This window comes from Rubinisphaera italica (genome assembly GCF_007859715.1).
Classification (GTDB): domain Bacteria; phylum Planctomycetota; class Planctomycetia; order Planctomycetales; family Planctomycetaceae; genus Rubinisphaera; species Rubinisphaera italica.
The window spans coordinates 6,518,936-6,543,124 of sequence record NZ_SJPG01000001.1; the positions used below are offsets into that span (position 1 = coordinate 6,518,936).

A 24,189-nucleotide genomic window follows, 5' to 3' on the forward strand; every position below is an offset into this window, starting at 1 on the left:
GAAACTTAGAGTACGGAATATTGAATTTTGTGATTGATTCGGAGGTCCAATTCTCTTCAAAAGAAGAAAGCAGATCTTCAATCTCTGATTGTCTGCTCATTTTTCAGTCCAGGTAATGCGTCAGCAATCGTTTAATCGTTTCCAATTGTCGTCGGATCGTTCGTTCGGATTTTTGCAGGTTGTCAGCAATTGCCGCAATCTGTAATCCCTGAAGGCGTTGTTCAAAAATTTTCTGTTGGATTGGCGTTAACTGATTACAAACGATCTCCATGGTGTCAATTAAGGCAAGCGACTCTTCAGCCGAGGGTTCCTGCGATGAGAGTGATTCCTGAATATTGTCAGCAACGTCAAGTGTTCTTTCCTGATTGACATTCCGCTTATCAGAAAGTTGCCTGCGGGATTCTCGATAAACCTTTCTCAATGTAATTCCTACGAGTAGTTTCCAGAGATCACCACTTCGAGAAATTGAGAATCGTCCTGCCTGAGTTCCAGCGAAGAAGCTTTTCCAGACGGACATCGAAATATCTTCAGGATCGGTTTGCTGCTGAAGACGAACTGCCAGTTTCACCCGAGCCAGAGCTGTAAGTCGTAGCATATAACGAGTAAACAGAACCTCGGCAGCTTCATCCTGACCTTTCTGAAAACGATCAAATAGTTCCTCTGACGGCCATTTTTCGAAATCTGTAGCCATTTTTAATTTTCCATGTCCGCTTTTTTGAACAGAGCGGCATTACCTGAATGAATCAGTATTAGACTCTTAGATGGAAAATAACATGGCCTACGTTATTACTGAACCGTGTCGAGGATGCAAATTCACAGACTGTGTTGAAGATTGCCCCACTGATAGTTTTCGGGAAGGGGACGATATGCTGTTTATCGATCCCGAAACTTGCATCGATTGCGATGCGTGTATATCGGCTTGCCCGGTTGAAGCAATCTTTCCTGATCATGAAGTTCCGCAGCAATGGCAGCACTATATCGAAATGAATGCCACCATGTCGCAAAAGTCTCCCATGATCACTGAGATTCGACGGGCAGAATGAATCGGTAACTATTCATCCCCACTTTCAATCAAATCCCGAATCTTCGTCAGTTCATCCAGCGCTTCCTTCGGCAGTTCCTGCGAACTGGCTTCGAGTTCTTTGCGGAAGTCGGGGGTGCTGGTGCTGCTGTATTCTGGTTGGGCGGGTTGAGATTGGGCTTCGGAGACGGGCATGGCGTTGCCCGGGGGGAGGAGGCGTGGTGGTTCGATTTTCTGTCCGACGTTTCTTGGGTAGAATCCGGAGCGTTCCAGTGTTTGAGGAGTGGGAGCGATTGCCGGGTCTGACAAATGTCCTGCGGGCTCGATGGTCGCAGCTTTGCTCATGATAGCTTTGGCAGGAGCCGTTTGTTCGACAGCGGGAATCGAACGGGCAATCATCAACCCGCAGCCGAGTCCGAACAGGGTGCCGCCGACCCAGAGGGTGAGGGTGTCTCCATTCGCCATGTTACTTCACTCCTTGAAGTTTGTATTTGTTCGTTTGTTTACTGATTCCTGTCAAAGAATCGGAGAGCTTGTATTTGGTTTTATTTTATCCCAGGTTGGTTTTGCGAAGTTTACGCAATATTGAATTCCAGGTCGATATCGTCAGGCATTGCCTGACCTACAGGTTGTCAGTGTTTTAATACTTGGCGAACGCCGCTTCCATGAGTGAGTGTTGCTCGACCTGATGGCTTTTCTTGCTGCCGGTCGCCGGACTGGCCGAGGCGTGGCGTTCGATGGATCGGAATGGGTATTCGTCAAAGAACGATTGTCCGAAGTGCGCTTTCAGGAAGCGGCTGGCTCCCATGTTTTCCGGCTCTTCCTGCACCCAGCGAACTTCAGTTCCCGCCGGATAACGAGCGAAGACTTCCTGCAGCTTCACGTACGGCAAAGGATAAAGTTCTTCGAGGCGAACGATTGCGACATCGGGCCGTTCCTGCTCTTCGCGGGCTTTGAGCAAATCGTAGTAGATCTTGCCGGAACAGAGCAGAATGCGGGTGACCGATTGAGGATCAGAAATCGTCTTATCGTCAAGGACGGGTTCAAATTGTCCCTGAACGAGTTCGCTGATATCAGACGTACATTTTGGAAGCCGCAGTAAACTTTTAGGAGTCATCATGATCAGAGGCTTTTTCCATTTGCGTAACGCTTGTCTGCGGAGGCAATGGAAGTGCTGGGCCGGTGTTGTCAGATTAACGATCTGAATGTTGTCTTCGGCTGCCAGCATGAGGAAGCGTTCGAGTCGTCCGCTGGAATGCTCCGGTCCCTGACCTTCGAAGCCGTGTGGCAGCATCATAATCAGTCCACTGAGACGCTCCCATTTGTCTTCAGTGCTCGCGATGAACTGATCGATAATAACCTGGGCGGCATTGCAGAAGTCACCAAACTGAGCTTCCCAGATGATCAATCCTTCCGGGCAATCCAGACTGTAACCGTATTCAAATCCGAGGACACCGATTTCCGAAAGCGGACTGTTGTGCAATTCGACCAGTCCATCCACTGCAGCAAGTTGCTTAAGAGGTGAGTAGATCGAACCATCCTGCACATCGTGCAGCACGGCATGACGCTGACTGAACGTTCCGCGTTCAACATCCTGTCCGGTCATACGGAATGGCCGACCTTCAGAGATCGAGGTTCCAAAGGCAAGCAGTTCGGCAGCGGCCCAGTCGAGTTCTTTTTCGCCACGGCCCATTTCCCGACGCTGTTCGAGGAGACGAACCAGCTTTCGGTGCGGGTGAAACCCTTCCGGGTAGTCGGTGAGCACATTCATCACCCGACTGAGTTCATCCATGTGAACATTAGTCTGGATGGTGTCCGCTTCTGAGACCGAGCCACCACGGTAGCCGTACCAGTAACCTCCATAATATTCCAGGCAGCGAATGTAGGAGTCCTGCTTTGCGGCTTTGAGCTCATCTTCAAGCACAAGGCGTCGCTGTTCGACGATTTCCTCGCCTTCCTCACGAGTAATTCCACGCATACGAATCAACTGGTCGAAATAGCTTTCAAACACAGTCGGATGCTTCTTAATGTCGTGGTACATCAATGGCTGAGTGAATTCTGGTTCATCACTTTCATTGTGACCATGTCTGCGGAGGCAGTACATATCGATGACGACATCACGGTGGTACGTTTTGCGGAATTCGAGTGCCAGATTGACCGCCTGTGCGACCGCTTCGGGATCTTCCCCATTGACGTGGAAAATTGGAATCTGCAGCATTTTGGCGATATCGGTCGCGTAGGTACTGGAGCGAGCCTGCTCCTGAGTCGTTGTAAAGCCAATTTGATTATTGACCACAACATGCAATGTTCCGCCAACGGAATAGCCATTCAGTTCACTCATGTTGAGCGTTTCCTGAGTCACACCTTCTCCAATGAATGCGGCATCACCATGAATCAGAACAACGAGGCCCTCCTGGTGTTTGACGTCCCGGAAGCGATCCATTTTGGCACGCATTCGCCCCTGTGCTACAGGGTTAATGAACTCGAGGTGACTCGGGTTGAAGCAGAGCGACAAGTGGACGCTATTCCCTTTTGAGGTCAGCCAGTCACTGGAATAGCCAAGATGATATTTCACATCGCCTCGTCCGATGTGCAATTCAGGGTCGGCATCGACGAATTCGCGAAAAATTTGTCGGTAGCTTTTGTGCAGAATATTGGCGAGCACGTTCAGGCGACCACGATGGGCCATTCCGATCACGATTTCTTTGGTTCCTTCATTGCCCGCTTTTTCGATGGCCATATCGAGCAGCGGAATCAAAGTCTCTGCTCCTTCGAGCGAGAAGCTCTTTTCGCCGATGAACTTCTTCTGCACAAATTGTTCAAACAGCACGGCATTACTGAGTCGTTTGAGGATACGGACCTGCTCGTCGCGAGTCAGTTTGATACGGTTGCCAGTCGTTTCCATGCGAGTCTGCAGCCATTGACGGACGCGCAGGCTGTCGATGTGCATGAATTGCACGCCGATGGAACGGCAGTAGGTCGTTTTGAGCCACTGAACAATCTGGCGAAGAGTTCGCACTTCCGGACCGCCCATCCAGCTTGTGGAAAAGCGACGGTCCATATCTTCTTCGGTGAAACCATAAAACTCAGGCTTGAGTTCTGGTGGATTCCCACGTTTTTTGCCGAGCGGATCGACTTCAGAAAGAATATGTCCTCGCACTCGATAATTGCGGATCAGCTGATCGAGCCGCTCCTGGCGTCCTGCAACTTCCATGCGTTGCGGGCGTCGCAAGCCCCCTTCGGACATAGAGGGAGGATTGAAGATCGAGAACGGCTTCCGCTGAGGACGCAGTGTCTGCCCGGCATCCTGCTTGCTCTCCTCATCGAGTTTCTCGAAATACTCACGCCATTCGGGCGATAGTGTATCTGGAGATTTCTGATACTGCTCGTAGAGAGTTTCGAGATACAGCAGACTCTGGGCATTATCATCCACATGGGAACTGCCGTTGCTGAACTGTAAATCAGAAGTAGACAAAGAGCCGTTGGAAGGGGCTTGATCCCCGGTGTGAGCCGACATTTTTGGCCTGGTGCCCTGTCTGGGCTTAATAGTTGAGTTTCAAATAACGATAACAAACCAGAAATGTTACCTCTTATTGTTCGAAGGTTATTGTCGCAATTTTACGAAATACGACAAGTGCGAACAGCGGCAATTTGAAACACAATTACTGAATACTACTCTTCAGCCTTCTCTGCCCGTTGACGTTTCCGGGCAGCGATGAAGGATCGGACGCACATGATGACAAAACCTGTGCAAATGATTGCCATAATCAGAACCATCATCGCGGCTCGTTGGTTGTACTCCATCCCCTGACTCATCTTGCCGACAGTCATAACCGTTCGTCCCCACGCGGCGAACGCGCCCAGTAATCCAAAGCTCACAGCCGCGTGCATCGCATGCATGCGATAGCTGTCTTTCATGGCAAATAATCCACTTATTCCAATAGGGACGCCGAAAAATAACGGAATCAGAGCAGTCATACTGCGGTCATCAGCTGCTGCTCCAAAGTAGCCGTAAAGGCCTTCCAAGATGAGTAACAGGGCTGTCAGCAGGGCAATTTGTGGCATTTTCAAAGCTTCCTATCGAGATTAGACATTCATTTTCTTTCATAATACCCAATTTGTACTGATTTGCGAGATCCTGGCTCTGTGTGAAAATTCTTGCAGAGAAGTCCAAATATGGTTTGTGCTGTTTGAGGCTGCCAATTAGTATACGCTCAGCGACGTGAAAGGGAGTTTTGTCGTTTGCTGCCTAATGTTGGATTCTCCGACAGGAATGTGGCTGCGTTTCTCTTCCTGCGGGGCTCTCACGTCTCTTTCAGGCAGGCGACTCTGCTTGCATCGAAGCTGTTCACTCGATTGATGACTGATCACAACGAAAACAGGTTCTAAAAAAACATCGGACAGGAATGGACACAAGGGAATCTTTTAAAGAGATTCCAATACCCAAGGAGGATGTGCTATGCGAATTCGTGCGGTCTGTACTCGGACCAGTCTTATTATTGCCGTTATGATTGCTGGACTGGTTCCGGAGTCGGTTTTCGCTCAGGGGCAGGGTGGAAACCAACGTCGCGAACTTTTCGAAAATCTGCTGCAGTCGCTCATCGACAGCCGGATGGATGGAGTTCAGCAACAGCAGCAACCTCAGCAGCTTTATGGTCCTCCTGTCGATCGTCGTCCACCGATACAGGATCGGGAAACTCGCCGTCTGGTGAATAATTTTTCTCAGGAAGCGATTCGACTTTTCGACGCCATCAGTACCGATTCGCGGCTAAATCCTTCAATGCGATCTCTATTGAATCCTACCCTCGAGGTTCAGGCCAGTGCAACAATTCTGGAACAGTTGATTGCTCAAAATTCTGAGTGGGCCATTATCCGCCAGGAATTTACCAATCTGGATCGTGACTGGCGTCTACTGTCTCACCGATTGCAGTCGACTATTGGATTGAGTGTTTCTGCTCGCAATTCCGTCAAAACGATGGATTCAATCGACAGTCAGTTGAGCAAGCTTTTCGATGTCTCGCCTCAAGTCGATAATCGAGAATTCCTCCGACTGACCGATACACTCAAAGCAGATTTACAAAGTCTGCTCGATGACATCGCTATTGAATTGGGCCAATCTCAACAGGCTCGTCAATTGCTTGTGCAGGGACGATTGATCGAACAGCAGGTCCGGTTCATGGCCAATGCAATCGAATATCAGCAATCTCATGAAGTTGCCGTTGCCGAATTCCAAAAGTTTCACGAACTCTGGGGACCGTTTGCGGCTCAGTTGTGGCCTCTAAATAACCGTTATCTCGAACGGAGCCTGCAACGAATCGAACAAGCCGATCGTGAATTGCACGAAGTTCTCTGGATTGATGTCCCTATCGATAACACTCAACTCACTCGACTGACGACCGTCTTGACTGCTGATGTCGAAACACTGTTTCAGACAACAACCTTACGTCAGCTAATGGATATGCAGTCTCGAGACACTTTATTAAGGTCAGCAACAGAACTGCATACCGCCAACAAAAAACTGACAGAATCCATCTCGCAGAATCGCAATCTCCAGCAACTTCAGGTTGATTTCCGAATTGTCGATCAGAAATGGCGTCAACTGGAAGCCGCTTACAGTGGATGCAATCAACGGGAAATTCTGCGACTGATCAAAACAACCGATCAGACAATGGTTTCCATTCAGCAGGCTCTGCAGGTTGGGAATGTTTTTGATCGAAACCTGGCTATGCAACTTCTGGCTTCGCTCGAAAACTATGGCGAGCATTTGCAGGAAGAATTCAGTAGAAAGGTTCTGCCTAATCCGCAGTACAACCGTCAGTTCTCTATTCAGGGATTGCACACGAGCCAGCAATTCACTGCGTTTGCCCGAAATATTCATTACGATCTGGCAGAAGGCTCCAAGCCAGAAGATGTTCGAGCACGTTGCGATACACTCGTGCGGGGCTGGAATTATCTCAACGGAGAATACATCCACAAACTTAGTGGCAGAGAACGTGATGATCTGAATCGACTCAGCTCACAAATCACTCCGTTGATTGTGGAGTTGCAGACGATGTTTGAGGTGTAAAGTCAGGCCTCAAGCTTACGCGATGAGGACTTGTCGAATAAGTGATACACAGCAGCATGGGTTACTCAACCTGTGCTGCTGTTTTTGCTTTTTTAAGGGCTTCGATATATTCATCAGGTAACCGCTCGCCAGTCCACCAGTTCGGTGTTCCTGAATAGATCCAGACGTAGTGATCGCTATGTTGGAGAGCAGCTCGAACTCGATTTTCAAATTCGAACGGTGTGTGATAATTCTTTGAATGCTCGTTGAGATCCCAACCATAATCTCGAAGTGAATAATCGGTCCAGAGACCAAATGAGGCCTGGACATGCTTTTCATAACGGCAACGATTAGCCGTCCAGTCTTTGGCCTGATGCTTCATGACCCGACGTGCATCGCGAAATTGGCATTCCTGCCGGTAGCCGTAGGCATATTCCCAGCCATCAATAATTTTCGTGCGCTCATCGCAGGCTGACAGGATTCCATCAAGGAATGGTGCGAGGTATTTATAATTACCGACGCGGAAATTTTTAATCTCTGATTGTTGAGCGGCACGATATCCAAAAGTCATCAATATGGTGATATCAGGATACTCCGAATTAATCGCCTCAATCCACTCGCGTCCACGCTGCCTGAGTTTTGCTCGGTACTCACGAGGATTGTAGGGATAAGTTTTTTGCATTTCCTCACTGTCAAAAAGGCGAATATTGTATTGCTCGGTATCAAATAGAATTCCAATACTTCCTGTCTCTCTGGCGAGCTGAGCAGCGATCTGAAAATTACACAGGACAACACTCCAGGCGTTATCATCGAACCAGTCCACTGTACCCGGGGTAACATTCACCCGTAAAAAGCGATCAGTTAATTTCCAAAAGTTCGTGGATTGAAAATCGTCGATTACGTGGGAGAATTCCTCGATTTTGTATTTCCGATCTCCCCAGATATGCCACATCATCTGCTCACCCGTTTTGGTAGTCGCTCGATACACAAATCCATCAAATGGTGATCGCTCAAACTGATCAGCTAACTTCCGTACTGTGCGACTGTCAGGCTCGACCGCAGACCATTCAATCAATTTCTTCTCAACAGCTCCTTGTTTTTGAGGGCGTGGAGATTGAGCACATAACACTGAAGGCAACAGGATGATGCTCATCCAAATCAGCGGTATCAGGAGTCGAGAATTGTTCTGCGCCATGGCACCAATCTTTTTGGTTCTTCATGAATTTTAGTGGTTCTTTATTAAGATAGCCCCGAAAGAATTATTCGGGGCAGCGCAGCTGCAAGTAACCTGTTTGACCATTTTCAAATGGTTTCTGCAGTCGCTTGGACTCCAAATGGCCGTAAAACACTGAGTTTGCTCCTGCCGAACGCTTCAGGTGATTTTTGAATATGCTCTAAACCCTGTTCCAATTGGAAACCGGATTTCCTTAGACATCCTGAAAAGGTCTACCGGGGTGGCGGGGGCGCTCCGCTTTAGCGGAAGCCCCCGGACGTTTAATCATTCGGGGGCTTCTCTTCGAGAGCGCCCCCGCCACCCGGGTTTGATTGTTTTCCGTTAAATCTCTGGCACGAACCTGTGTTCTTACAAATTGTTGAATTTCTCCGGTTTTCATTTCGAACGCGGTATAGAAATTCCAACCTTCATCTTGAAGGCCACTTGTCGACTCCGTCCAACCGGATAGCGGTACTATTCAGGCTATCCAATCTTACTAACTGAAGTTTTTAAAAACGACAGAATTCATAAAGATAGCCAAAACAATGTGTGAACTATCCAAAGCATCTTAACTCGAAGCGTCAGTGAGGGGGCGGCTTCCGATTCGTGATTCAGTTAAACTCAAATATCAAGTCATGCCTGTTATTTCATATCAAAAACTGATCTGCGAGCATAAATATCGCTAGTTTCGTCATCCGTTTAACAGGGGTGACACGGACGCCTCGGGTTATGGTTTTACTGGAATTTGCAAAACTTCAGTTAGAAAAAAAAGCAGTCAAGATTTTGAATCGCTTTTAAGGCCCATTGGGTTTTATCTCTGGGCACTGAACATCAAGAGAGTTTCCGAATCATAACATTACAATGGAAAAAGAATGACCTCGGAACCATTTTTGCACGTTATTACAGAAAGTAAGCGAGACTGCTGGTCACTGCCAAAATTGCATTCCATAATTTGAGAAGGCAATTAATCGAGGGATATTTGAGTTATGAGAGATGAAGAAATGGCCATGGGGCCAGGATCGACAGGGAATGTGGTCGCTGCATTGTGCAGCTTTTTTCTACCTGGATTGGGACAACTGATTCAAGGGCGAGTGATCACCGCGTTAATCCATTTTGTGCTGACAGGACTCCTGTGGTGCATTTGGATGGGATGGGTGATTCATATTTGGTCCACCATTGATGCCGCGAGATTTCATCCGAAACCACGGCTGGACGACGAACTCTTTTGAGGATTGTTACTGATCTCCGGGGATCAGCGTGCCGTTGTCATCAGTGGGGACCACCGTGCTACCATCATCGTTTCCTTCGCCTGGCACCACTGCGGAGGAATCACCCTCCTCCAGTTGATCCATTTCCGGATCATAAACTTCCGGTGTGATCGGTCGTCGCTCGGGATATTTGAAATAGGTTGGATAGGTGCTCTCCGATTCCCGGATCATGACGATCAAGCCATTTTCACGTACCATAAACAGGCGATCGGTTCGGGCATTGTTTGTGTCGACTTTGAAAGAAGTGGCTGGAATCATGCCGACCACTTCTCCAAAGTTGCGTTCGAGAATCAGTATATTATTGATTGCATCGGTGACAAACACAAAATTTTGAGTAGCTGCTCGGAAATCGACCGCTCGCTTTTGAGGTTCACTCCAGATTGGGAAACCATTGTAAGCATCCAGTGCAGACAGTCCCCCTGTTTCAGGAAGGACGTAAACCACTTCGGTTCTTACGCCCTGAATCGTTCCTTCAATAATGTAAGGCGACTTGCGGATGGGCAATCCAGAAAGAAATGACCAGCGAACCTGTCCATTCTTAGCGTTCAGACAGTAAAAGTTAAAATCTTCCGATGCCAGAAACATATAATCGTTGTGAATGACGAGTGGTGCAGAAATCGGAGCATCGGTTTCAAACTGGAACAGCAACTTTCGAGTAGCCGCACTGACGGTATATAACGATTTGTCCTGACTGGCAAAACTGACCGCTCGCCCGTAGGAAACTGGTGGTGAAGTGATTTTCTCAGCCGTCTTGTATCGCCAGGCCTGAGTGGCCAGAGAGTAATCTGGAAGCAGGCGTTCGTTATAAAGTTGACGGATCTTTCTTAAATCGAAAGCATACACACTGCCGTCTAGCGTACCAACGTAAATTTGTTGATCATCGACTGAGGGAGCCGTCGAAGCCATTTGTGGCAGTGTGATATTCCAGTTGATATCACCCCGGGCCCGGTCTAGAGAATACAGAGTCATACCGGTAACAATCAGGACATCATTATCGTTCATTACGGGTTTGAACGTCGCCTGAGTGCCTCTTCCAATACGATTGACCCAGATTTTATCCCCAGTCTCGGCATCGAACATTGTGACCATTCCGGTTGAAGAGATGGCTATAACCGATCTCTCATCGATCGAAATATGTTGGATTTTGTCACGTCCGAATTCCAGTGTCGCCTGACCAACCCAACCAATTTCCAGACCGTAACGATTCAGATTCCGGGCAGCGGGAACTGGGTTCGTATTGAGCAGACTGACCTGAGCTGAAGCGCTCGGGCAGACGGATAATACTGTCAGCAGACTCAAAATCGTTATATTCCGAATCATCGGAAAGACTCCAACTCTTAGAGAAGATGAACTCAATTGTTGTGATATGCGAATGAGGATAAAAGAATTTCCCCATCTGTTTGAACATCGTCGATCTGAAAGTTTAACGCGATGAATTCCTCGGAATCCAGCTTCTATCAGGATGATTTACGGCTCTGACCCTGATTTTGCCGACACAATAAGTGCATTCGGAGGGGATTTGTGCGTTCAAACACAATTTCAGGATCTCCTCTGGCAATTTCAGGACTCTCAAATGACGATGATTACCATTAGATACGAAAGTGGATGCAGAGTAACCTGAAAAATTCATTCTGAGTAAATTTTCTCAAACCTGAGGCTCAAGCCTCCTATGATCAGGAATATCCTTGCCACAAGGTCATTTTAAGGCATAATGCAGAGGAATTCTTGAAAGTTCGGGCTGTCTGACCGTATTTCCGTCCACATTGTGGACAAAACTGCCATGTTCCATCATCTATTGAATAATTCGAAGCGTTTGAGTGTGATCATGCTGGTCATGTTTTCACTGCCTTTCGCGGTACGCGCCGATTTGGTTCGTCTTAAGCAGGGTGGGGAATTGCGTGGCAAAATCGTAACGAACGTCAACGAAATCGGATATCGTGTAAGCGTTCGCACAGTGACCGGTGCAGTCATTACTGTGCATAAAAATGATGTCGAGTTTGAAACCAGGCGTCCTCTTTCGTATGAAACCTACGAATTAAAGTCTCGTCTGGTTCCTGATACTGTCGAAGCACAATGGGAGTTGGCTGAGTGGTGTCGCGAGCAGCGGTTGAAGCGTCAGCAGGAAATCCACTTGAAAAAAATGCTTGCACTCGATCCAACACACGAAATTGCTCATCGTCTACTGGGGCATGTCGAACGAGACGGCAAATGGGCCTCTCTGGAAGAGCACATGCTCGATCAGGGGTATGTCAGATATCGAGGGCGGTACATCACTCCTGAAGAAAAACTATTGCTGGAACATTCCCAGGAGGAACGAGAGCGACAAAATGAATGGATGGCCAAAGCCAGTTTGTGGGCCAGCTGGTTAACTGGACGAATCGATAAACAACGGGAGATTGCCCTCGAAAATTTTCGCACCATTGATGATCCGCTTGCCATTCCTGGACTACAAAGACATCTGGGCGAACAGGAAAATCGGAATCTGAGAAATCTTTATATCGAAACTCTCAGTCAGATCAACGATTCTTCAGCGATCTCGGCTTTAGTGCGAATGGGCGTTTTTGATGGTGATCGTGGATTACGGCTGCGAGCGATCGAAAAGATCCCGGAAAACCAGACCTTTCTTGCAGTTACCGAATTCGTACAACATCTCAGGGATAGCCAGAACGTGGTTGTCCGCCGGGCTGCCACTGGATTGAAAACCCTGGGCAGTAGTAAAGCCGTCCCCCAACTGATCGATGCTCTGGTCACGAATCACTCTTATCGAATCAAGGTTCCAAATCCTACGACAGGTGTTTCCATGGGGCCAGGAGGTTCAGTTTCTTCCGGTGGTCGAGGTTCATTGCTCCCACCAGATATAGAAGCCGCTTTGCTGACCGGTGCAATGTCACCCGATAACATCATACTGCCGCCCGGTCCTCAATCTTTTCATTGGGAAACCGTGAATATTGCGCAGCAAAATCCTGAAGTGCTCGAGGCTCTCCGGTCACTCACGGAAGTTGACTTCGGCTTTGACGAACGCACCTGGAAATTATGGTTGCTCTCACAGAATACTTAAGTTTGCATTCGTGTGGAATAGGAGCACCTGTTCGCAGTCCAGCGACAAGGCTCCGCCGCTCCGTTGTTGCGTGAGATTGGGAATTTGTGCCAAAGTGAACACCTCAAGTTCCTAAAGCCTTACCAATTATGCATATATGTGTTCATGCATGTGTGCAAAATATTGAATTCCAGCTCCGATATCCCCCAACCACCCCAAATTCAATCCGCATGATTCTCGCAGGTTGACGAATTTTTCGATGAATTTTGGAAAAAATCAGGAAAATTAAAAATCACGCGAACCAATCCGTCGTTACTATTGTCATAGGAGTATGGGAGATTTGCAGGCAAATCGAGCGGGATCATTCCCCCGATCGCTGAGCCGGGATCTCAAGGATTTTTTTCAGGATAACTTTTTGATTCCCATGTGAGGGATTACATCCTGAAAACACTGAGGAATTTTTAGCGAAACAAACTATTTTCTTCTTTTCCAGACGCTGCGGCACGACCGCAGGAGGTGCGACGATGATTAATATCACCACGAATATCAACGCGACAGTTACCGTCACAGCAGCAGTTGTGAATGCATCGGTTATTGCCTGCGTCCGTGGCGCCCTCACGCTCAGCCATCGTCTGGAACATTGGCTATTTAGCGAGGGCTCTTATCGGAAGTCCGGCGGTTTTGGGAGCGGCGGCATAAAACGCCAACGCCCCGATCGCAAGCAACAGCATGATTTATTGCATGACTGTTGTTTCGACCCGATGTGTCAGCCTTGCGACGGAAGAATGCCGGGGATGTCCCCCGCATTCAGTGGAATGTGCTCTTAACGAGCCCTTTTCGCACAGCGTGGTTTTAACGCCACGTCAATCCGTTGTCCGGCCCGCTGACTGAGGGAATCGAAATGTTTTCGATCCTTTCTGCTCATGCGGTGTGTGCGCTTCATTCACTTTTGCCTTCCTCACTTCGGCTCCTGCGTATTCGCACGATTTTTGCGACCGCAGTCCGATTTTGAGAAAGCTACGTCAGACCCGATAAAGGCGGGCGGCTGTGTGCTTTCCGGGGATCAGGCAATCACTTGTCAGGAAAGGCAAGGAGCCATGGAAGAAAATCGATTAATCCAGTTGGTCGCTGAGGCTCAGTCTGGTAGCCGCGACGCGTTCGGCGAGTTGATGTCCGAATTCGAATCGTCTGTATTCGCTGTTGTGATGAAGCGTTTGCGAAACACTACCGAAGCAGCCGAGGTGACTCAGGAAGTATTCCTGCGAGCTTTACGAAAGTTGGAGCAGTTGCGGGAGCCGTTGCGTTTCGTGGGATGGTTGCATCGAATTGCGGTTCGATTGTCAATCAATCACGCCTTGCGACGACCACCCGAATCGGCTCAGTCGCCTGAAGTGTTCGCAGCCGTGACCGAATCCCGAGGTTCTGAACCCTGGGAAGAAGTTGTGACCAGCGAACGGGCAACTCAGTTGCGAGCCGGGATTGAAAAGTTGCGGGAGATGGATCGCGATACTTTGGTCGCGTTCTACTTCCACGGCCAGTCGCTGCAGGAAATGAGCGATCATTTCGCCAGCCCGGTCGGAACCATCAAACGACGTCTGCACACCGCCCGACATCGTCTGCGAGAACAACTCGCCGACATGCAACCGGCGTAGTGCGGACGGTGAATTTTAATAAACCTTAATCGCTGAGTGAGACTCCGGCAGGTGCAAACCTGTCGGAGTTTTTTTATGATGCATACTCGCTGAGAGATGGCTTTATCATAAAACGATAAGGGGTCTGACCATGCTTTGGCTTTTAATATGTGGTGGATTATTGTTAACTATTGCTCTCTTTATGGTCCACTTTGTAAGGTTAGTCCACAGGGATCAAATGGCAACAAGAGAATATATTGAAAAGCATCGTGCGCTTTCGGATGAGGAATTCGTGCAACGATGTGGAGAGAATATTTCTCCGGAAGTTGCTCTGAAGGTTCGTTATATGATGTCAGATATCAGTGGAATGGATAAAGATAACATTTATCCTGAGACTCGACTGTTTCGAGATCTCTAGTTGGGATGATTGATACTACTGACTTTAATAGAAGCACTCCGAACTCCCCAAGTCACTTAATGAACTTTACAAAGACCTGGCTCGCGAACCCGTACTGTCCATCTTTTGTGAACCCTTTGTGTATCTCGTCGAAGGTGAAAACTACCATCTCTATTCCAAAGGAATCGATGGAGTCGACCAGGATGGAATCTGGACTAAACAATTGGTAGAAAATGAAACGGAAAAGTAAGTAGATTGAATGCAACTCATATCTTAAGTTAGCAGGAATTCGAAAATGTCTTGGTGGATAATTTCAGGAGTTATTATTTTCGTTACGATTCTCGCTGCAGTGGAATCCTACAGAGATCGTATTGTCAAAAAAGAATATCTCGATAAGCATCCCCCGCTCTCCGATGAGGAATTTGTGCGACGATGTGGCGATAATGTCCCGCCGGAAGTTGCTCTGAAAGTTCGTCGCACATTTTCAGAAACCAGTGGGATGGATTACGAACACATTTATCCAGACACGCGACTTTTTGAAGATCTCAAGCTCGGGTGATTAATACGACTCAATTCATCTGGATTTCAGTCCTTTAAAAGCTGTAATCAATCCGCTCTCTGCCGTTTCTTGTGCAGAGTGAACGATAAACCTCAGTATCAATCAATTTGCTGACGCTTTGGGTAGAGCCGTCAGCCATGGCGAAGTGGATGGCGTCGCCGTGCCAGCTGCCAAAGCTGAGCATAACTGCGGGAATAGCTTGAAGTTGATCGCCGCGCCACATCGTATCGAAATTGGGTTTGTCATCACGGGCGCGAGCACAGCAACTGTAGCCATCCGGCCATAATCCCAACTGCGTTTCACCGAGCATGATTGTCGAACTGGTCCCATCAGTTACATCTTTAAACTTCACGGCACTGTTTCCATAGAACAGGCCATTGTTGAGTGGTCGAGCGTTCGGATCGGTCGATTCCGGCCAGTATCCCATATTACCGCGATATTGTGTCATTTTTTGAGGCAGGCAAGACTCGGGAACAGCTGAACTGGGGCAGATGTAGGGCTTGATAGTCACATTCCCTGCGGCAATATTATTCGCAGAAAAACGAGCGGATTCAAAGTCGACATTGACAGTCAATTGATCCATCTGACGCAGCAGCAATGCATGCCAGCCCCAGCCTTTGCCCATGCAGGCCCATTCGTGGATCAATTCCGCCAGACCGGGAATATTGACATCGCACTGGAGTGACTCAGCCATGTCGTTGGAATCGTCGGAAGGAATCATCGCGGGAGGCAGGCTATTGTCATACCCTCTTGAACTGAGCACGAAGCCGCTGGGGAATGATCCGAAGCTATCGTGATAATTGTGCATTCCGATGGCGATTTGATGCAGATTATTCCGACAACTCGCCCGCCGAGACGCTTCCCGTGCCTGCTGAACCGCTGGGAGCAGAAGGGCAATCAAAATCGAAATAATGGTAATCACGACGAGTAATTCAATAAGGGTAAAGCCAGATGGAATCTTTTTATGACTTCTCTGATTGGACATTTCGATTCCTATTTTGAATTTGTGGCGATTGGAAAATTTATTGTTCTCGATCGGGGCATGTCTCCCTTTGTTCAGTAACGAAATGGAAAGCAATGATCTACAGGTACACTCCATAAATTCACAAAACTGTGAATCTGTTCGGGGAACAGATCGAAAATCGGTCTCTGTTCAAAACAATCTCGAACTGTAAAATGAAATACAGAACTCGAACCTGAAAGAAAACGAAACTGTGGGGCGAGTCTTGAATAAACCTGGAAAGCGAGATGATGATGCATCGAACAAGAGTTAGTAATTTTTCAGCACTTTCCCTGATCATGACTTTGGGTTTGATGGGGTGTCAGCAAAATGTGACGACGGTCCCGGGCAATACGGTTGCCAGTGAATCTCAATCACTCCCTGCTGAGGAATCGACAACAAACAGTCATTCCATAGAGACTAGTGGAGACGAACCCTGGCACAATTTCAAAAAGCCTTCCAAAGAAGAGCTGAAGAAAAAGCTCGATAGTCTGCAGTACAATGTGACTCAGGAAGAAGGAACCGAGTCCTCTTTTCAGAACGCATACTGGGACAATAAAAAAGCAGGGATTTATGTCGATATCGTTTCGGGAGAACCTCTGTTTACTTCAACAGACAAATACAAATCGGGCACGGGTTGGCCTTCGTTTGTAAAACCGATTGATCCGCAGTTCATCGAACTGAAAGTTGACCGTGGCTTGTGGTACAACCGAACGGAAGTCCGGTCAAAAATCGGTGATTCTCATTTGGGACATGTTTTTGATGATGGCCCGGCTGATCGAGGCGGAAAACGCTATTGCATGAATTCAGCCGCGATGCGATTCATCCCCAAAGAAGAGATGGAAGCTCAGGGATATGGCGAGTATTTGCCTTTGGTGGAAGAGACTAAAGAATAGTTATTGGACGAGAGATTTAACTCTCCCCTCCACGCCCAGAACTTCGTTCTGGGACGTGCCACCCATTACGTTTCCATAAAATCAGGCTGTAGTTCAGACACTGCCTGACCTATAACTTCTTATTCAATTTAAAAATTCCCGGGCAAACCCTGGCCATTCAGATGGAAGCGGTGCAGTGATGACCTGCGTGTCGTACCGGACGGGATGCTGGAACTCGAGTTTCCAGGCGTGCAGGGCGATTTGAGTTGTGTAATCAGAAGTCAGTGGGCGCAGGTCGATTTCTCGGGTGGCTCCATAAAGTTGATCACCGACGATTGGACAGCCTCGGGAGGCGAACTGCAGGCGAATCTGGTGCATGCGTCCCGTGAGCGGCGTTACCTCAACCAATGTGTATTTCTGATGGGTGCCGAGAACTCGATAGGATAACTCGGCTCGCTTGGCTCCGTTGCTTTCGGTCGGTTCAATCACTGCTCGTGCCTGATCGGGAATTTTGCGGATCAAGTCGACCAGCTTACCTTCTTCTTCAGGAGGTGGCGATTCCAGCAACGCGAGGTAAGTTTTCTTCACCTGCCGTTCCCGAAACTGTTCGGAGAGCCGAGCCGCTCCTTTGGAGTTGCGGGAAAAGAGGACGACCCCAGTCACCGGACGATCAATTCGATGGATGACACCCAGATAGACATTGCCCGGCTTGTCGTATTGATATTTCAAATACGCTTTCACGTAATCGGGCAGACAGAACACGCCGCGGGGTGCTCCCTGACTCAGTAAGCCTGCGGGTTTGGAAACCGCAATGAGGGGTGCGTCTTCACACAGGATTTGCAGATCAGCAATTTCCTCACGTGAAGGAAACTCGGCAACCGTATTTTCAGCATCAGGATCTCGTCTGCGGGATCGTTTGGACATTTTGGTCTAGGGTCTAGGGATATGGGTCCAGGGGAATAAGTCGTTTATCGGGGCCGCACAACTGACCCTACTGATGGTCAATCGCTCAAACCGAAAAGTTGCTTGACCGTTTCGAGGAGAGTGTGGGGCGTCCCTTCGCGGGAGTGATGTTTGATGTTTTCGAGGGGAGGATGCAGGAGTTTATTCACAATCCGGCTGATGGTCTGCTCGATTTGCTGTTTATCGTCTTCGGAGACATGCTCCATCTTTTTATAGAGCCGGTCGAGTTCTTCCTTGCCGATCGCGTGCCAGGTTTCTCGAAGTTGCTGGACGACCGGCCCCGTTGCACGATGGTAAAAGGCGTGCATGAACTGATTGGTGGCTTCATCGAGCATCAGCTCCGCTTTTTTGACTTCACGTGCCCGGGCTTTGCGATTCTGCTGACAGGTTTGTTCAAGGTCGCTGATGTCGTACAGAAAGACGTTGTCGTCCGTCCGGGCAATTTCCGGAGCAAAATCCCGGGGAGCCCCTAAATCGAGAATGAAGAGCGTCTGCTGGCAATCGGGTTGCGAACGCAGTTCTGCAAAGCGTTGTTTGTTGATAATCGGCTCGGTCGCTCCGGTCGCACTGACGATCACATCAAATTCCGATAATCGCGATTCCCATTCCGCGAACGGAATTGCAGTGCCTCCCCATCTGCCGGCCAGATCTTCGCCGCGCTGGAGACTTCGATTTGCTATCACAATTTTCTCGACACCTTCTTCCTTGAGATAGCGAAGCGTTTCTTCAGCCATCTCACCAGCACCGAGGACAAGGACGGTTTTATCGCTGAATCGTTCGAAGATACTTTTGCCGAATTCGCCGACGGCGACCGAGGCAATCGAAATGCGCCCTTCAGACAATTTGGTTTCAGTGCGGACTTGCGAAGCGAATTTCATAGCCGCTTGAAACAGATGATGCGTAATCGGTCCGACGGCATCGTAATCAGCTGCCCGCTGATAAGACTGCTTGATCTGATTGACGATCTGGGCTTCACCCAGCACCATACTGTCGAGACTGCTCGCTACGAGAAACAGATGTCGGACGGCTGAAATTTCTGTATCGGTCCTTAACTCATTGATGAAATCATCGAGCGGGACTTCGTGGAATTCTGAGAGGAATCGTGCAATTGATTCCTGTTCGGGCAGTTGACCGCGATCTTCCGCCCCGAAATAAAGTTCGACACGATTACAGGTGGAGACGATCACGATTTCTGTTTGAGGAAATCGGGCCCGAAGGTTCACATAGGCCAGACGCAAACGTTCCTCGCTGGAAAATGCGAGCCGCTCGCGAATCTCCAGTCCAGCCGTTTCATGATTGCAGTAAACAACCCGTAAATTCACTGATTTGACATTGTCTATTAAGAGGAAGGAATTGATTTCGTTAGCCGTGCTGAGTCGGAATTCCGGTCAACATGACGATAAACTGTAAGCCGAGCAAAGTCACAATCAAAAAGCCGAAGGCCCAGGCATTCAACAGGGCAATTTCACGTCCGGAATGAGAATGCGACTTCAACAACCAGCCGAACAGGACAACCATTGCTAGCCAGATCACAGTGAATCCGATTACGATTGGATCCTGCCAGGAAAATGCATTCTCTGCTTTGTCAGAGTTGGCAATCAGCACAAATCCGGTGATCAGACCAATAGTCAGCATCGGCATGGAGAGCATGACCATCCAGCGATTGTACTTGGCTAGGGAGGATAATGGAGGGAGAGTGAAACCGCGATGCAGGGTATGCTTTTTCTTGAGCCGTCGATGCTGGATCAGATACATCAGGCTGATGAGAAACCCGATCAATACGCCAACAATACCGATAGACAGTGAACTCGCATGCAACATTCGAACAACTTGTTGTCCTTCGGCAAACGATTTCACATGAGTCGTCAATTGACTGGAGCCAATCACCATCAGTAATGCGACCGGCAGGATAAATAAACCCAGAGATTCGGAACCGGCTTTCTTCAGATTGAGGATGACATACAGCAGATAACCGGTGATCAACAACCAGGCGGAAACCAGCAGCCAGTCATGATACGAAGCCAGCAATGGTGGCAATTGTGATTCCGCAGAACGGGCGACTAAATACCAGGTTTGAGCGGTCAACCCGGCAATGGTGGCGACGATTGACATCCAGTGCAGCCATTTTTTTGACTGCCACAGTCGACTCAATTCCAGCACGAATGCTGCCGAATAACTGGCCAGGAAACAAAACAGATGGACCTGATACATGCGTGAGCATTCGTAAGGGGTGGATTGAGGTTAACTTTGTTGCCAAGTTCTTCACTGGGAATAAAAACAGGTGGGTGGCTGGGGTCGAACGTAGTGAGCCCACAGATTATTATTGTTCTGGGAGCTTCGCTTCGCTACGACCCCAGCCACCCTTATTATCTGCTATTTTGACTTTCCATGTACAAGGATCATGAGAAAACCCGAGTCATGACTGACTCGGCTCGCCTTATTATCCATGATACGATTTCACAAATGCCGAGACTTCCGGATAACTTTCCATAAACTCAGAGGATTGTTCAACACTGGCTTCTGCGAAGGAATCTTCCGTTTCCCAGATGACTACTTTGGAGACGCTGTGAGGCTGATTCTCCATCAATTCGACCGCAACGTTTTCTAAAAGATACTTCGCAATATTCTCAGCGGTCGGATTGTAGGGCATAATAAAATATTTGCTCGGCTCGACCCGCTTGATGGCATCGATCCCGTTTTCGTCGGTGACATTGAGCAGGAAGGCGTGATCCCAATTCTCATCGATCCAGCCTTTAAAGGCTTTTTTCAAATGAGCGAAATCGACCAGACGACCGACTTCATCGGTTTCCTCACCCTTGACGTAAATGTCTGCTATATAATTGTGTCCATGAAAAAACGCACATTTGCCTTCATGACCGAACAGGCGATGCCCGGCACAAAATCGAATGCGTTTCATGATTGTTAAACTCATTAATACACCTCGTTTCGACGTGACAATTCTTTGAGAATCTGTCTTGTATGTTTTCTTCACTTCGCTTGGGGGAGCGGTTTTCTTCTCTTCTCCTTGGGGAGCGGCATACTTTTCTTCTCCTGGGGAGAAGGGAGCCGAAGGCCGGATGAGGGGATCTCATCGACCTTCTAATAAATACCACCTCGAATACCCTCACCCTAACCCTCTCCCCGAGGGAGAGGGGACTTGTCGTTTAATGTGATCCGTTCTTAAGTCAGGCACAGCCTAACCTACGGCTTAATTTTATTATAACATGGCTGAACGAATCATAAACCGTTTATCTTTACCAGGTTTCAGACTCAGTCATTTCCAGGATTACTGATCACAGAGACACTTTCGCCCGAACCAATTGTGCCGAGAAACCTCTGAATGCGAAAGTATCAATAAGCGTTTTCGAGAGAGTAGCGATGAATAAGCGACAATTAGAGAAAATAGGCATCCCAGATTACGCCCTTCGTGAAGCGATTCAGGCTGTGCAGAAAGCCGTTTCGTTGCGCGGATTGCGGGGAACTCCGCTTAAGCAAGCCTTCAAAGATTTTCTGGAAGCTCCAGAAGATTTTACGGAAGATGAAGTCTTTGGAGAACTGGCCCTGGCATTGACGGATGACACCAATCATTTCGTTCCCGATCCGATTTCTTATCGAACGTGGGGAACCGAAATCGATCCAGCCAGTCATGTGCAGATGCAGCAGGCTTGTGGATTGCCCGGCGCATACGGAGCCGCTTTGATGCCTGATGCGCATGTTGGTTACGGTTTGCCGATCGGCGGAGTGTTGGCGATGGAAGGGAAAGTTGTCCCTTATGCGGTCGGTGTCGATATCGCCTGCCGAATGAAGTTGTCGATTCTTGATATGCCCGTTGCGTCTCTCGATAAGAATTCTGAGCATTATCGAAATTCTCTCGAAAACGGGACTCGATTTGGTGTTGGTTCCAAGTGGGACACGCCTCACGATCATGATGTGCTTGATCGGGACTGGACCGTGACGCGAGTTACCCGTGAAAATAAGGATAAAGCCCGCAATCAACTCGGAACTTCGGGTTCAGGAAATCACTTTGTCGAATACGGAATCGTGACATTGGACGTACGGGATGAAGAGTTGAATCTGGATGCGGGACAGTACGTTGCTCTGTTGAGTCATAGCGGTTCACGCGGGACCGGTGCGTCGGTTTGCAATGTGTATTCGAGTATCGCTCAGCGGAAACTTCCGCAGTCGATGAAAGAATTCGGACGGCTTGCCTGGCTGGAAATGGATTCAGCAGAAGGGCAGGAATACTGGGAAGCGATGAATCTGATGGGAGAATACGCGGCTGCCAATCATGCGGTTATTCATAAGAATGTCGCGAAGTTGCTGGGAGCGCGGATAATTTCCGGTGTCGAGAATCATCATAATTTCGCTTGGAAGGAAACTCATGGCGGCAAAGAAGTGATCGTGCATCGGAAAGGAGCGACACCTGCAGGAGCAGGTGTGCTGGGTGTGATTCCTGGCTCGATGGCATCTCCGGCGTTCATTGTCCGTGGTAAAGGAAATGCTGAAAGTCTTGACTCAGCTTCTCACGGAGCTGGCCGACGGATGTCTCGAACGAAGGCGAAAAGTATGTATAATTTTAAAGCAGTTCGAAATGATTTGCTTAAGAAAGGAGTTCACATCATTTCTGCAGGATCCGACGAAGTTCCCGGCGTTTATAAGGATATTGAAAGCGTGATGCAGGAACAGCAGGATCTTGTGGAAACGGTCGGTCGTTTTGATCCTAAAATCGTCAAAATGTGTGGAGATGGGAGTCGCGCGGAGGATTGAATTTTGAACCACGGATGGACACTGTTAAGCACGGATGTGATAATGAGCTTATTGAAATGATTGGCTCAGAAATGAAACCCCCTTGGATTTGTGTATTTTGCACATTTTCAGGGGGATATTTTATTGATTGAGTTTATGAATCCGCGATTATTTTTTCTTATCAGAGTCCATGCAATTTTGTCACGATTGTGAATAAACTTCGATTTCCTGTTTTTCTTGAGACCGACTCTGATAAGGTGCCTTGGGGAGAGCAATTGACTAAGATGTCCCTGGAAGTGAGTAGGTAGGGTTAGCGAAGCGTAACTCTACAAGTATGGAATTTACTTTAAAAGAAACTGAATGTTGAAATGTTGGGTAACGCGTCCCGTTAACCCAACCTGCAAAATGAGATCAGGGAAGGAAGAATTATGGCTGACACGGATAGTTGGCAATTGATGAAAACGACAGCTGAATCAGCCGCTCGTGAGGCGGGTGGGGTGCTGCTACGTTGGCGAAGCCGGTTTTCCGTCTCCGAAAAAAGCCGATCGAATCTTGTGACCGATGCGGACCTGGATTCGCAGAATACAATCGTTGAAATCCTGCAAAATGCCTTTCCCGATCATCGTTTACTGGGAGAAGAAGGTCTTTCAAAACAGGACAGTAACTCCGAGTATCAGTGGATTATTGATCCCCTGGATGGGACTGGCAATTATGTCCACGGATTTCCCTATTATTGCGTCTCAATCGGACTGGAATATCAGGGACGTCTGATTCTGGGCGTGATTTATGATCCAACTCGGGACGAACTCTATTCTGCTGTTGAAGGTTGTGGAGCCACGCGGAATGGAGAGTCGCTTGTCGTGAGTGGAACCCAATCTCTGGCGCAGGCGATGTGTGTGGCGAGTCTTCCGGTCGCTGGTGACCCGGAACATCCCGCGTTCAAGCGGTTTGTGAACGTCTTACCTCATGCTCAGACTATTCAACGTCTCGGCTCTGCGGCTCTCAATCTAGCCTATCTGGCTAGTGGAAATCTCGATGCCTTCTGGTCGACAACACTTTATCCCTGGGATATTGCAGCGGGTGTGGTCATTGTTCGAGAAGCAGGGGGACTGGCCAATGGGTTAGATGCCTCTGCTTTGGATGTCCATCAAGGAGTGATCCTGGCTACTTCGTCGTCTCAACTGCAGTCTGAATTGTTGCCGCTGCTGAACACGACGCCACAATAAGTTTGTGTGACACGATGTAGATCAAAAGACCTTTATGATAAAATTCTGTGGAATCCTGAGAGAATGTATTTTCTCACTTAGGTATGAGGTAGAATTACACAGCCGTAAAGTCACCCAGGTTCAATTTATTGAACGTCTCGCCTGAGTGGAAATCTGTATCTCTCCAGGTTTAGATGATTTCAGATTGTTCATTTGAATCCTGAACGA

Annotated in this window: 21 protein-coding genes and 1 pseudogene; 11 read left to right on the forward strand and 11 right to left on the reverse strand. The window is 48.3% G+C overall.

The features are described from left to right. Nucleotides 1–103: 103 nt before the first annotated feature. A complete protein-coding gene (locus Pan54_RS24980; RefSeq protein WP_146506151.1) occupies nucleotides 104–691 on the reverse strand; it encodes an ECF-type sigma factor in 588 nt (195 codons plus the stop codon). Between the two features lie 82 nt (nucleotides 692–773). Between Pan54_RS24980 and Pan54_RS24985 the strand changes: the two genes are divergently transcribed. Further along, the gene (locus tag Pan54_RS24985; RefSeq protein WP_146506152.1) at nucleotides 774–1,043 is read left to right on the forward strand and encodes an indolepyruvate ferredoxin oxidoreductase subunit alpha; all 270 of its coding nucleotides are present in this window, start codon (nucleotides 774–776) and stop codon (nucleotides 1,041–1,043) included. An 8-nt stretch (nucleotides 1,044–1,051) separates the two neighbouring features. Here the strand turns inward: Pan54_RS24985 and Pan54_RS24990 are convergent, their stop codons facing one another. From Pan54_RS24990 to Pan54_RS25000, 3 genes are all read right to left on the reverse strand, one after another. Then, entirely contained in the window at nucleotides 1,052–1,486 is a 435-nt protein-coding gene (locus tag Pan54_RS24990; RefSeq protein ID WP_146506153.1) for a hypothetical protein, read from the reverse strand. Between the two features lie 175 nt (nucleotides 1,487–1,661). After that, nucleotides 1,662–4,538 carry a 2-oxoglutarate dehydrogenase E1 component gene (locus tag Pan54_RS24995; protein ID WP_146506154.1) on the reverse strand — a complete coding sequence of 959 codons (2,877 nt, stop codon included), beginning with the start codon at nucleotides 4,536–4,538 and terminating at the stop codon, nucleotides 1,662–1,664. Nucleotides 4,539–4,693: 155 nt separating this feature from the next. Continuing rightward, the gene (locus Pan54_RS25000) at nucleotides 4,694–5,086 is read right to left on the reverse strand and encodes a hypothetical protein (RefSeq protein WP_146506155.1); all 393 of its coding nucleotides are present in this window, start codon (nucleotides 5,084–5,086) and stop codon (nucleotides 4,694–4,696) included. Between the two features lie 394 nt (nucleotides 5,087–5,480). Here Pan54_RS25000 and Pan54_RS25005 point away from each other — a divergent pair, with 394 nt between their 5' ends. Then, on the forward strand, nucleotides 5,481–7,088 hold the full coding sequence (locus Pan54_RS25005) for a hypothetical protein (RefSeq protein ID WP_146506156.1): 1,608 nt from the start codon (nucleotides 5,481–5,483) through the stop codon (nucleotides 7,086–7,088). 61 nt (nucleotides 7,089–7,149) lie between these two features. On the opposite strand, the gene Pan54_RS25010 is transcribed toward Pan54_RS25005, so the two are convergent. Beyond that, nucleotides 7,150–8,262, reverse strand: a complete 1,113-nt coding sequence (locus Pan54_RS25010; protein WP_146506157.1) for a hypothetical protein — start codon at nucleotides 8,260–8,262, stop codon at nucleotides 7,150–7,152. A 1,004-nt stretch (nucleotides 8,263–9,266) separates the two neighbouring features. Here Pan54_RS25010 and Pan54_RS25015 point away from each other — a divergent pair. Continuing rightward, nucleotides 9,267–9,509, forward strand: a complete 243-nt coding sequence (locus Pan54_RS25015; RefSeq protein WP_242631424.1) for a hypothetical protein — start codon at nucleotides 9,267–9,269, stop codon at nucleotides 9,507–9,509. Nucleotides 9,510–9,515: 6 nt separating this feature from the next. Here the strand turns inward: Pan54_RS25015 and Pan54_RS25020 are convergent, their stop codons facing one another. Further along, nucleotides 9,516–10,868 (reverse strand): outer membrane protein assembly factor BamB family protein, encoded by a 1,353-nt coding sequence (locus tag Pan54_RS25020; RefSeq protein ID WP_146506158.1) that lies wholly within the window; start codon nucleotides 10,866–10,868, stop codon nucleotides 9,516–9,518. A 460-nt stretch (nucleotides 10,869–11,328) separates the two neighbouring features. On the opposite strand from Pan54_RS25020, the gene Pan54_RS25025 reads away from it, so the two are divergent. From Pan54_RS25025 to Pan54_RS25045, 5 genes are all read left to right on the forward strand, one after another. Next, entirely contained in the window at nucleotides 11,329–12,606 is a 1,278-nt protein-coding gene (locus Pan54_RS25025) for a HEAT repeat domain-containing protein (RefSeq protein ID WP_146506159.1), read from the forward strand. 503 nt (nucleotides 12,607–13,109) lie between these two features. After that, nucleotides 13,110–13,412, forward strand: a complete 303-nt coding sequence (locus Pan54_RS25030; RefSeq protein ID WP_146506160.1) for a hypothetical protein — start codon at nucleotides 13,110–13,112, stop codon at nucleotides 13,410–13,412. A 270-nt stretch (nucleotides 13,413–13,682) separates the two neighbouring features. Further along, nucleotides 13,683–14,237 carry an RNA polymerase sigma factor gene (locus Pan54_RS25035; RefSeq protein ID WP_146506161.1) on the forward strand — a complete coding sequence of 185 codons (555 nt, stop codon included), beginning with the start codon at nucleotides 13,683–13,685 and terminating at the stop codon, nucleotides 14,235–14,237. Between the two features lie 217 nt (nucleotides 14,238–14,454). Continuing rightward, entirely contained in the window at nucleotides 14,455–14,634 is a 180-nt protein-coding gene (locus tag Pan54_RS25040; protein WP_146506162.1) for a hypothetical protein, read from the forward strand. A gap of 274 nt (nucleotides 14,635–14,908) precedes the next feature. Next, nucleotides 14,909–15,172 (forward strand): hypothetical protein, encoded by a 264-nt coding sequence (locus Pan54_RS25045; protein WP_146506163.1) that lies wholly within the window; start codon nucleotides 14,909–14,911, stop codon nucleotides 15,170–15,172. A 34-nt stretch (nucleotides 15,173–15,206) separates the two neighbouring features. Here Pan54_RS25045 and Pan54_RS25050 read toward each other — a convergent pair whose 3' ends face one another. Beyond that, the gene (locus tag Pan54_RS25050) at nucleotides 15,207–16,157 is read right to left on the reverse strand and encodes a DUF1559 domain-containing protein (RefSeq protein WP_146506164.1); all 951 of its coding nucleotides are present in this window, start codon (nucleotides 16,155–16,157) and stop codon (nucleotides 15,207–15,209) included. A gap of 461 nt (nucleotides 16,158–16,618) precedes the next feature. On the opposite strand from Pan54_RS25050, the pseudogene msrB reads away from it, so the two are divergent. Next, nucleotides 16,619–17,068, forward strand: a pseudogene (gene msrB / locus Pan54_RS25055) (peptide-methionine (R)-S-oxide reductase MsrB); the annotation flags it as partial. Nucleotides 17,069–17,191: 123 nt separating this feature from the next. Here the strand turns inward: msrB and Pan54_RS25060 are convergent. The 4 genes from Pan54_RS25060 to Pan54_RS25075 form a co-directional block, all read right to left on the reverse strand. Beyond that, nucleotides 17,192–17,971 carry an RluA family pseudouridine synthase gene (locus Pan54_RS25060; RefSeq protein WP_146506166.1) on the reverse strand — a complete coding sequence of 260 codons (780 nt, stop codon included), beginning with the start codon at nucleotides 17,969–17,971 and terminating at the stop codon, nucleotides 17,192–17,194. 77 nt (nucleotides 17,972–18,048) lie between these two features. After that, nucleotides 18,049–19,332 (reverse strand): glutamyl-tRNA reductase, encoded by a 1,284-nt coding sequence (gene hemA, locus Pan54_RS25065; protein ID WP_146506167.1) that lies wholly within the window; start codon nucleotides 19,330–19,332, stop codon nucleotides 18,049–18,051. 40 nt (nucleotides 19,333–19,372) lie between these two features. Beyond that, nucleotides 19,373–20,221, reverse strand: coding sequence for a cytochrome c biogenesis protein CcsA (gene ccsA / locus Pan54_RS25070; RefSeq protein WP_146506168.1), 849 nt, complete (start codon nucleotides 20,219–20,221; stop codon nucleotides 19,373–19,375). A gap of 229 nt (nucleotides 20,222–20,450) precedes the next feature. Next, nucleotides 20,451–20,927, reverse strand: coding sequence for a 6-pyruvoyl trahydropterin synthase family protein (locus tag Pan54_RS25075; RefSeq protein WP_242631425.1), 477 nt, complete (start codon nucleotides 20,925–20,927; stop codon nucleotides 20,451–20,453). 461 nt (nucleotides 20,928–21,388) lie between these two features. Here Pan54_RS25075 and Pan54_RS25080 point away from each other — a divergent pair, with 461 nt between their 5' ends. Together Pan54_RS25080 and Pan54_RS25085 are read left to right on the forward strand one after the other, a co-directional pair. Further along, nucleotides 21,389–22,777: an RtcB family protein gene (locus Pan54_RS25080; RefSeq protein WP_146506170.1), complete on the forward strand. Its 1,389-nt coding sequence runs from the start codon at nucleotides 21,389–21,391 to the stop codon at nucleotides 22,775–22,777. A 407-nt stretch (nucleotides 22,778–23,184) separates the two neighbouring features. Further along, nucleotides 23,185–23,982 carry an inositol monophosphatase family protein gene (locus Pan54_RS25085; protein WP_242631426.1) on the forward strand — a complete coding sequence of 266 codons (798 nt, stop codon included), beginning with the start codon at nucleotides 23,185–23,187 and terminating at the stop codon, nucleotides 23,980–23,982. Nucleotides 23,983–24,189 lie beyond the last annotated feature (207 nt).

Coding starts and splice junctions, on each gene's coding strand:
- Pan54_RS24995 (WP_146506154.1), bottom strand. CDS start 4,538: ATGTCGGCTCACACCGGGGATCAAGCCCCTTCCAACGGCTCTTTGTCT.
- Pan54_RS25010 (WP_146506157.1), bottom strand. CDS start 8,262: ATGGCGCAGAACAATTCTCGACTCCTGATACCGCTGATTTGGATGAGC.
- Pan54_RS25060 (WP_146506166.1), bottom strand. CDS start 17,971: ATGTCCAAACGATCCCGCAGACGAGATCCTGATGCTGAAAATACGGTT.
- Pan54_RS25045 (WP_146506163.1), top strand. CDS start 14,909: ATGTCTTGGTGGATAATTTCAGGAGTTATTATTTTCGTTACGATTCTC.
- Pan54_RS25075 (WP_242631425.1), bottom strand. CDS start 20,927: ATGAAACGCATTCGATTTTGTGCCGGGCATCGCCTGTTCGGTCATGAA.
- Pan54_RS25025 (WP_146506159.1), top strand. CDS start 11,329: ATGTTCCATCATCTATTGAATAATTCGAAGCGTTTGAGTGTGATCATG.
- Pan54_RS25080 (WP_146506170.1), top strand. CDS start 21,389: ATGAATAAGCGACAATTAGAGAAAATAGGCATCCCAGATTACGCCCTT.
- Pan54_RS25085 (WP_242631426.1), top strand. CDS start 23,185: ATGGCTGACACGGATAGTTGGCAATTGATGAAAACGACAGCTGAATCA.
- ccsA (WP_146506168.1), bottom strand. CDS start 20,221: ATGTATCAGGTCCATCTGTTTTGTTTCCTGGCCAGTTATTCGGCAGCA.
- Pan54_RS25030 (WP_146506160.1), top strand. CDS start 13,110: ATGATTAATATCACCACGAATATCAACGCGACAGTTACCGTCACAGCA.
- Pan54_RS25050 (WP_146506164.1), bottom strand. CDS start 16,157: ATGTCCAATCAGAGAAGTCATAAAAAGATTCCATCTGGCTTTACCCTT.
- Pan54_RS24985 (WP_146506152.1), top strand. CDS start 774: ATGGCCTACGTTATTACTGAACCGTGTCGAGGATGCAAATTCACAGAC.
- Pan54_RS24980 (WP_146506151.1), bottom strand. CDS start 691: ATGGCTACAGATTTCGAAAAATGGCCGTCAGAGGAACTATTTGATCGT.
- Pan54_RS25000 (WP_146506155.1), bottom strand. CDS start 5,086: ATGCCACAAATTGCCCTGCTGACAGCCCTGTTACTCATCTTGGAAGGC.
- Pan54_RS25040 (WP_146506162.1), top strand. CDS start 14,455: ATGGCAACAAGAGAATATATTGAAAAGCATCGTGCGCTTTCGGATGAG.
- Pan54_RS25035 (WP_146506161.1), top strand. CDS start 13,683: ATGGAAGAAAATCGATTAATCCAGTTGGTCGCTGAGGCTCAGTCTGGT.
- Pan54_RS24990 (WP_146506153.1), bottom strand. CDS start 1,486: ATGGCGAATGGAGACACCCTCACCCTCTGGGTCGGCGGCACCCTGTTC.
- Pan54_RS25015 (WP_242631424.1), top strand. CDS start 9,267: ATGAGAGATGAAGAAATGGCCATGGGGCCAGGATCGACAGGGAATGTG.
- Pan54_RS25005 (WP_146506156.1), top strand. CDS start 5,481: ATGCGAATTCGTGCGGTCTGTACTCGGACCAGTCTTATTATTGCCGTT.
- Pan54_RS25020 (WP_146506158.1), bottom strand. CDS start 10,868: ATGATTCGGAATATAACGATTTTGAGTCTGCTGACAGTATTATCCGTC.